Annotated in this window: 3 protein-coding genes and 1 pseudogene; 1 reads left to right on the top strand and 3 read right to left on the bottom strand. The window is 43.6% G+C overall.

The features are described from left to right. Positions 1 to 98: 98 nt before the first annotated feature. The 3 genes and pseudogenes from Q5691_RS27145 to Q5691_RS27135 form a co-directional block, all read right to left on the bottom strand. A pseudogene (locus Q5691_RS27145) lies at positions 99 to 443 on the bottom strand (transposase); the annotation flags it as partial. 640 nt (positions 444 to 1,083) lie between these two features. Further along, entirely contained in the window at positions 1,084 to 2,226 is a 1,143-nt protein-coding gene (locus Q5691_RS27140; protein WP_333312051.1) for a glycosyltransferase, read from the bottom strand. Between the two features lie 27 nt (positions 2,227 to 2,253). Further along, positions 2,254 to 3,435 (bottom strand): glycosyltransferase family 4 protein, encoded by a 1,182-nt coding sequence (locus Q5691_RS27135; RefSeq protein WP_333312050.1) that lies wholly within the window; start codon positions 3,433 to 3,435, stop codon positions 2,254 to 2,256. Between the two features lie 78 nt (positions 3,436 to 3,513). On the opposite strand from Q5691_RS27135, the gene Q5691_RS27130 reads away from it, so the two are divergent. Then, positions 3,514 to 5,748, top strand: coding sequence for a hypothetical protein (locus Q5691_RS27130; protein WP_333348317.1), 2,235 nt, complete (start codon positions 3,514 to 3,516; stop codon positions 5,746 to 5,748). Positions 5,749 to 6,102 lie beyond the last annotated feature (354 nt).

Raw genomic sequence — 6,102 nt, 5'->3', positions numbered from 1 at the left:
CAACTTATATTTAACCAAGCTTGAATATATCGATCGCTCCTGCTCTTGGTTGGCTATCGATTATTCAGCAAGCCCTAATTAGATTCGCACTAATACGCCCGTCGAAAGTGAACTAATAGCGACGGGTCAAATGGGAACTCGTTGCTGTAGAGTGATTGACCGATAAAGTATTGTAGATACGGGTTTTCACGGATTTGTTCTACTGTTTCTCTATCGCTAATTAAGAGTTTTTCTTTGATGATTAATGCCCCCAATGCCATGCGAAATGATTTGGCTCTTAAGCCCATTTCGGTCGGGAAATTTTCAGCATATTCTGCTTCAAATTCATCCCACGGGATAAGTTCGGCCATCTTTACCCAACGGTTATCTCCTGACAACCTTCCTTCAAAGGGTAGTTTAAAGTCGGATGGGGGGCTTGGGGCAAGCTCAGCTTTTCTGTACACGATCGCAGGTGGTGATGCACGGGTTTTGAGTCATTATACCTGTTTTTCTTGCACCCTTCCACCTTTTTAGGGTAACACAACTCATACAGTGTTTACTTTTGCAACTGCTTCAGCAAACCCTAACTATCAGTCTACGTTTTTGAGACACAGATTTTGAGATAAGTTTTGCAACAGTTTTTGGTGGGGTGAAGCCAGTTTCTGGTTGGTTGGAGCGGGTGTTGCAAAAACGGTCGTTTTTGCAGCAGTTTCTGAGGAAAATTTAGACCGAGCCGATATGATGTTTGATTTGTAAAGGGTGGATCAAGCAATTATTAAGGAGCCTCAACTTTTTAGCTATGCTGAATTTTGGTTGGTTGCATTTAACCGGGTCTCGTTTGCATGATGTGGGCTGGTTGCATTTAATTTGGTCTCATTTGCATTTAATCTGGTCTTAAATTTGGCTTCAGTTGCATTTAATTTGGTCTCAAAAAAACTCTGATTGCGGTTGGGAGTGATGATGATTGCGGTCTCCTACACCTATCCTGCGATGCGAGTGAAACTGGGCAAAATGTCGCACTTATAAATTCGTAAGAACCTAGCGAAGAGGAGGTTACTTGAATTTTGTAGAAATTGGATATAACTCATAAGATATTGGGACAAGTCAGGTAAAAGTTCTGGCTAGCAAATCTGCAATCTGGCGATCGATGTTGGTCTGCTGAAAACGTCGTCTAGCCATCTCGTAGGCCGATTGGGCGATCGCGATCGTATACTCAGGTTGGTTATGACAGGTATTAATAACTTCTGCGAGTTGGTCTGGCTTGCCGGGAGGAACTAAAAAGCCATTGATGCCCGGTTCTATTAATTCAATAGCCCCTCCAGATTGAGCAGCAACTATAGGTCTACCACACAGCATAGCCTCGACAATAACTCTCCCAAAAGGTTCGGGTGCGGTTGAGGTATGTGCAACTAAATCACAAATTGCCATTAACTGCGGAATATCTGAACGAAAGCCTAAAAACTTAACTCGATCTTCAAGTCCTAATTCTGCCACTTGTTTGTGTAATTGCTGGACATAATCCTGCTCGCCAAAGAGCGCATCACCAACTAAAATAGCTGTTACATTTTTTGGACAGTAGGTAAGTGTTTCAATTAAAATATGTTGACCTTTCCAAGGTGACAATCGGCTGAAATGACCTACGATAAATTGCCCATCAAGTTCTAGCTGTGTCTTGAGTTGGCTACTTTTAGAGTGATCGCTCTGATAGACTTCAGGCTCAAAGCCATTGTAGACAACATCGATTATGTCCGAGCGTCCTCCTGCTTCTAGGAAAGCAGTCTGACTTGCTTTAGAGTTAGCAATAACCAATGATGCAAAGCGATTAGCCAAAGTTACAGCTACTTTTAAGTTAGTTGGGCTGAAATGGTCTGTAGATAAAATGTCATGCAAATGATACACGATAGGGCGACGACTTAAAAAGCTAGCTAATGCACCAACAACTAGAGCTTTTTGCGTGTTGGCGTAGATCAAATCGTATTGACGAGCTTTTTGAACAACTTTAGCAATCAAAGGCAGTAGCGCGGTAACACTACTTAAACTCTGTATCAAGCTGCTTTCTTTACGAACTTTTATCGCGGTACTCGCTAACACCTCAACGGGAATTTGCTGTTGTTCTAGTAATTGCCTAAAAGAACCATCTACAAATAAGCCAACTAGACAGCTATCTCGATAGGGTTTGGCAATATCTATTAGGCAAAGTTCGGCACCACCAGGCTTTCCGCTCTGGTCTAAAAATAGTATTTTCATGTTGTTTCTTGATAATAAATTGCGTAATTATTGATCCTTTTTCGGCTGAATCAACAGCACTTTTCTAACTTTTTGCGCGATGTTCTGCCAATCAAAATTCTTAGCAGCGTATTCCTGACACGCTTCTCTAGAAGGCATCGGCACTTTTCCACTTAGCAGTTCTGCCAATCGCTCAGCTATAGCTGTTGCCTCTGTAGAAGCAGTAATCAAATTTGGTGAAAACGGCTCTAAAATTTCTGGCATTCCACCCACTGGAGTACATAGCGCTGGAGTACCACAGGCGAGGGATTCTAGCACAGCTAATCCAAATCCTTCTAAAGATTGGCTCGGCATCACACTTAGGTCGGCGGCTTGGTAAGCTATGGGCAGTTGGTCATCTGGCAAAAAGCCGAGAAATTTAACGTTGTCATTGAGTCCCAAATCTGTTGCTTGCTGCTCAAGAGCCGTTTGTAGTGGCCCTTTTCCTGCGATCGCCAGCCAGATATCAGGAATTTGAGGTTTAATCATCGCGAGCGCCATCAACAGCTTATCGAGTCCAACTCGATGCACTAAGCGACGCGCTGTAAATAGAATCGGGCGATTTTTGGGCCAGTCCATCTGCGATCTGGCGACCGGGCGCGATCGATTGAGTTGAAATCGCGACAGATCGACACCGCCGGGAATTACGTGAATTTTGTTCCAAGGAACTTGATATTCTTGATGTAAAATATCACCAAATGCTTTGCTCAGGACAATAAAGCGATCGCACCGATGATAAACTCTGTCTTCTAGCCAATGCTTCAAAAAAACGCTCAGTTTACCAGAACCCTCCTGCTTACTTTCCAAAGCCCAAGGCCCGTGAAAGGAAAAGGTAACAGGAACGCCCGGAGGTAAAACTTGCAAAAGAGGAAAACTATATAGTGCAAAATGCAGATTAATAGCATCAGGTTTTGCAGATTTTAGTTGCAAAAAATTGGAGCGAATCAGCCAAAGCCGTTCCCAGAGGCGATGTTCTGGTTCAGCTAAATTAGTGAGTTTTACGCTAGAATTTGACTGAGTTTTTGGTAGACCAACTCCACACAATTCAACTTGATCTTGACTGGCTGCTAGTTGATGCGTGAGCTCATATACATATCGATCCAGACCTCCCGGTGTTTTCGGAAACCATCCGATTCCGACGCAAAGAATGTTTGCTGCTGTAGCAGCAGGGTTAGTTGTATAGTTTTCCACTTGGTTGTTGGCAAATATACATTAAAGTTACAATAACTGAGACATCCTGATTATAGCTGTATATTACTCAGTCAGATCATGAAGAATCGATTTCTGTTGCTAGTAAACAAATTATGGCAAAAACAGCGGTTATTCATCCAAAAACTGAAGAACTCTCTGAATTATTTTAAGCCGATCGAGAACGATCACCAACATCGCAGGATGAGTTTCTCAGCCCAGGCGATCGCAGGAGTCATCATCTCTACTGTAACAGCACTGTCTGTAACTGCACTGTCTGTAACTTCAAACCCTTTACCCAATATCTCCTACAAAACATCTTGGATCGGTAACACCTTTGGCGGTGGCAGTAAGTGGGTACAAATTCAAATCAGTGCCATGTACGTGGCAAACGATGGCACTGTTTACACCAATAGCGTCTGGGATGAAGCGGGTAGAGAGGCAGGAATTTATAAAGATGGAGATGCGATCGCCAAAGCTAGTAATCTTCATGGATGGGGGAGAACAGGAGGAGAAGCAGTCACGGCAAATAGTAAATACCTTTATATCGCCATGGCACAGGGGACAATAGACAGGATGGTAATTCAAGATTATCCCTCCTCTAAAACAGAGTGGTATTGTGTGAGACGCTACAACTTATCGGGAGAACCTGCTCCTTTTGCAGGTGGGCGTGGTTACGATAAAAGTATGTTAATTGTTAGCACATCCGGTCAAGTAACTGGATTAGCTAACGTTGGTAGCGAGCTTTATGTCAGTGATAGTGCCGCCAATCGCATCCGCGTCTACGATGCCGAAACTATGGCAGAATTACGCAGTTGGTCAGTCGATCGCCCCAAACAAATAGCTGTAGATTCTCAAAGTAACCTATGGATTCTGCAAGCAAAAGACGCTAGTAATCCTCCCCAGATTCTGCACTATTCCAAGACAGGAACCTTATTATCCCAGAAAATTACCGATGTTGTAGACCCTACAGCCCTCGCGATCGATCCTCAAGGTAGGCTATTAGTCACAGAAAATGGCCCTCGTCAACAAGTGCTGATTTACGATATCTCAGGAACCCCTAAGTTAATAGGGGCTTTTGGCACTCAAGGCGGCATTTATTCTGGAACTCGCGGAGAAGTTGGAGAACTTAAACTCAACGGTTTAACAGGAGTGGGTACGGATCGAGCCGGGAATATCTACGTTAGCAATGATGGTTTTGGCGGTTCAGGAACCGACTTGAGAAAGTTTTCTCCTCTCGGAAAAAGGCAGTGGCAATTATTGGGTTTACAATTCGTAGATAATGCCGATGCCGATCCAGGTACTGACGGAGTGGATGTGTTCACCAAACACGAACATTTCGTCATGGACTATAGCAAAGAAAACGGTCAGGAATGGAGCTATAAAGCATATACCCTGGATAAGTTTCGCTACCCAGACGATCCGCGACTCCACAACCAAACCCATTCAGCGGCATCAGTTTTTGTCCGTAGAATAGACGGAAAACGTTTCTTATATCTTACCGGGATGTTTGCCCACCAGATTAGCATCTACCGCTTTGATGGAGAAATTGCCGTTCCCAGCGCCATTTTTGCGAGGGATCATTCTACCTGGCCAACCAATCAACCAGCGACGGGAAGCTGGTTATGGCATGACAAAAACGGAGATGGCTCAATTCAAAGTAATGAATATGAAAGTTTAGGTGCAGAAGATGATTCGATTTGGGGTTGGGAAGTTGATAGTAATGGGGATGTATGGCAAGCTAGTGAATCTGGCTACATTAAACACTATCGCTATCTGGGATTAGATACCTATGGCACTCCGAGCTACAATGCTGCCTCTTCCGAAAAAATACCAATGCCAGCGCCTTTTAACAAGCTCTTAAGAATTAAATATTATCCCGATACAGATGTAATGTATCTCGGAGGCTATACAGTCGATCGCCCGCATACAGGTGAGGAATGGGGAATAGTCGGCACAGAGATTGTGCGCTACGACAACTGGACAAGGAATAAAACACTGCGCTGGCGCATAACTCTTCCTTACGATCCGAAAGCCAACCCCATGCTAATTATTAAGGCAATGGATGTGGCAGGCGATAGAGTATTTGCCGTTGATTCTAGAAAGGCTGAAGTATATGTGTACGATACCAGCACAGGAGCTTTTGTCGCAAAGTTAACCCCCGGTACAGAGGTGGCCGGTGAGACTGGCTGGGTAGATATCCCCTACGCACTGCGCGCTTATCGGAGAGCAAATGGTGAATATGTAGTGTTTGTAGAGGAAGATGCGAAAGCTAAGGTGATTGTGTATCGACTTGGAGAAAAGCGTGAAGGCTAGACTCAGTAAATTACCGAATCATATCAAATCCGGTGGCATAGAACCCACATTCCGCAGATGTGGGTCGGATTTCTTGATCAGTTGTGAAAACTTGGAAGCCAAACGCTTTTAGGCTGAAATTATACAGTTTTAGCATTACAGAAGCTTGTCAAATTTACCTAAACTAAGTAAATTGAAATAATTGGCTTTTTTTCATATATTCATGTTGCTATTTTATCGCGGTTGCTCATATTTTGAAGCAAGGAAACTTATGCCAAGAGCAAAGTATCTTGACTAATTAGGGCTTGCTGAAAAAGCCTAAAACCCTTACATCAAAAGACTTTGGCTCCTGACAGCGCTGAGCATGTGTAAGAT

This window comes from Microcoleus sp. w1-18aA5 (assembly GCF_036701705.1).
Lineage (GTDB): Bacteria > Cyanobacteriota > Cyanobacteriia > Cyanobacteriales > Microcoleaceae > Microcoleus.
This window is presented reverse-complemented; position numbering and strand designations above follow the sequence as displayed.

What these genes read in the sequence shown, in the direction of transcription:
- Q5691_RS27140 (WP_333312051.1), bottom strand. Translation starts at nt 2,226, where the DNA reads ATGAAAATACTATTTTTAGACCAGAGCGGAAAGCCTGGTGGTGCCGAA.
- Q5691_RS27130 (WP_333348317.1), top strand. Translation starts at nt 3,514, where the DNA reads ATGAAGAATCGATTTCTGTTGCTAGTAAACAAATTATGGCAAAAACAG.